Raw genomic sequence first — 2510 nt, forward strand, 5'->3', positions numbered from 1 at the left:
TCCACCGCCTGCGCGATCGCGTAGCGGTCCTGGGCCACCACCGAGCCGGTCAGCCATCAGCGCGGTCAGCTCGTCGGCCAGGTCCGCGCGCTTGAGGTTCAGCGCGGCGATCGCCCCGGTGAGCTGCGCGGCGGGGGCCATGTCCGGGGTGACGTCCGGGCTGGTCATCCCGTTCTCGGGCAGCTCGTCGCGCTGCTTGGTCAGGTCGGTGATGCGCTCACCGATCGAGAGGATGTCGAGCTTGAGCTTGTCGACCTTGTCGGCCTTGGCCTTGGCGTGCTGCTCGGTCCAGGTGGTCTCCGACTTGATGAACTCGGCGTACTTGGCGGTCAGCTCGGCGAGATCGTCGCGCTTCGTCCACTCGACCACCAGGGCCGTAACCAGGTCAGCGGCGCGCAGCGCGGTTCGACCGGAGACGTCCACCGCGCTGACGCCGGTGGCGTACTGGGCACCGGCCAGGTTGTGGAGCCAGACGATCGGCGAGGTGGCCGTGATGTCCAGCGGGTTCACCTTCTTGTGCCCGACCACGAACGGGGTGCTGGCGCTTCCAAGGGCCGGGACGTCGGTGCGCTGGTGCCGGTCCTCGGCCGAGCCCGCGCCGAACTGGACGTTTACCAGGCCCGGCACCGTGGGCTGCGCGTCGTAGTCGGGGTGGATCACGAAGGACCCCACCGGAATGACGCCCTCCTGCACGATCCGCTTGACCGTGTAGGTCACCTCACCGTTCTCGCCGATGCTGCTCTCAGCCGAGTAGGTGGCGCCGGTCACGGTGGTGAAGGTGGTCTGAGCGGTCATGTCGTCCTCCTGGACGTGTGGGTTGGACGGGGCCGGGCTGCGTGTCGTTCCCGGCCCCATGTGAGAACTACTCTACACAGACTCGTAGAGTTAAGCAACTCTGATTCTGTGGGTCATCGACTGTCAGGCAGCGGCGGGCATCGTTCGCCCCATGGCTTCCCGCAGCGCCTCGTGTCCGACGGTCGTGGCCTTGACCACGAAGACGCTCCGGGTGAAGGCCCGGACCTCCGTGCACTCGGCCAGCGCCTCCCAGAGCTTGAGCTCTGCAAACAGCTTCCGGAACGCCTCCACGGACGTCCGGGTTATGGAGTACTGCCTGGTGGTGTGTTCCATGATCGTGCCTTCTTGTGAATGATGGTTCGGTGTGGGGTATCGAAGTGCTGGGCTCCTACAGCACCTCGACCGCGAAGATCATGAGGAAGCAGACCGTCGCTATCCAGGCAGCCAACATCAAGAGCCCGACCGTGTCGCGAGAAATTGCCTTGATGGTCGATGCCACGAGTTCCAGCGAGTCGTGGGCGGCTGTGGATTCGGGGAGAGCGCAGTACGGGGGGCGCCGCGTCAGCAGCAGCCCGTACTCCGCCTGATAGTCGTCCGACCTGGTGAAGTACCCGACGTAGAACTCGGCCGTGCGTCGACTGCTGGCATAGGGCGTTCCCAGGTAGCCGCTGAGGTCCAGTGAGGCCCCGTTGTGAGTGACGTACCAGGTGGAGAAGGCGCGTCGCTTGACGTTGTAGGAGTCCATTTCAGTCCCTTCGGGGCGCGCGCCGGCCGAGCGGTCGCACGGGCGGTGGCTTTTGCCGACCTCGTGATCACTACAGTACAGTAACTCATAGACTTAAGCAACATCGGTTGAGGTTCAGCGGGTGGGGTTGCGAGGGTCAGATGAACAACAGGCGTGCCACCATGGCGCAGGCGATGCCGAGCTGACTGAGCCCCGCCTTGGCCACCTGCGGCTTGTGTGCCTCCAACGTGCTGTCGAAGGTCGGGATGATCGCGAGCAGCGTGGCGCCGACGGTGCCGCTCACGACGGCGGATGCAACGAGGAGCTCCGATATGCCGTCCACGAACGCCACAACCGACAGCACTTGGACGCCGTAGGCCAGTGGGGTGAAGCGGACCAGGGTGTCGATGTTCATCGCGGGCTCCTCGTGGCGACGGTCGGCACCCCCGACCTCATGGGTACTACAATATCCGAACTCATGGAGTTAAGCAATTTATTCTTCGGTCCCGACTGTGCTGGGGAGTGATCTCTCCACCCTGTTGCCCTGGCCCGTCCTCGGTCCGCGCTCTTGGACGTCCGGCGGGGTGGCGGGGGTGATCTCTCCGTCCGCCCGCCGCGCCGCGCGCTGTCCGTCTGCCGGGCCGCCGTGCCCGCGCTTGCTCGTGCGTCTCGCTGGCTGTGGTTGCCGGGCTTGCCCCGCAGGGACGCCGGTTGCCACCGTGCACTGTTGTACCGGGCCCCTGGGTGCGGGTGGTGGGTGCGACACGGTGAGGTCACCCGTTCGTGTGGCCCGCCTCCGCGCCGCCGTCGTTCGCCGTGCCCGTCCGCCCGTGCCGTCCGCCGTCGGCTGCGTGCCTGCTGGGTAGTGGGGGGGTGATCTCTCCCCGCGCCCCGCCCCGGGCCGTCCGGTCCGCCCGCGCCGCCCCCGCCCGCCGGGCCCCCGTCGCCGCGCTGCCGCGCCGCCGCGCCCCCTCCGTGCGCCGCGCCTGCT

4 protein-coding genes are annotated in these 2510 nt (G+C 67.4%); all 4 read right to left on the reverse strand.

Annotated elements, in window-relative coordinates; genetic code table 11:
- A partial coding sequence (locus ABT093_RS40845; RefSeq protein WP_350572580.1) for a hypothetical protein occupies window positions 1-795 on the reverse strand: 795 nt, incomplete at its 3' end.
- A 123-nt stretch (window positions 796-918) separates the two neighbouring features.
- The gene (locus tag ABT093_RS40850) at window positions 919-1128 is read right to left on the reverse strand and encodes a hypothetical protein (RefSeq protein ID WP_350572581.1); all 210 of its coding nucleotides are present in this window, start codon (window positions 1126-1128) and stop codon (window positions 919-921) included.
- Between the two features lie 55 nt (window positions 1129-1183).
- Window positions 1184-1540, reverse strand: a complete 357-nt coding sequence (locus ABT093_RS40855) for a hypothetical protein (RefSeq protein WP_350572582.1) — start codon at window positions 1538-1540, stop codon at window positions 1184-1186.
- Window positions 1541-1676: 136 nt separating this feature from the next.
- Complete coding sequence (locus tag ABT093_RS40860; RefSeq protein ID WP_350572583.1) at window positions 1677-1934, reverse strand: hypothetical protein; 258 nt, start codon at window positions 1932-1934, stop codon at window positions 1677-1679.
- Between the last annotated feature and the right edge of the window lie 576 nt (window positions 1935-2510).

Source organism: Kitasatospora sp. NPDC002551 (assembly GCF_040296005.1).
Taxonomy (GTDB): Bacteria; Actinomycetota; Actinomycetes; order Streptomycetales; family Streptomycetaceae; genus Kitasatospora.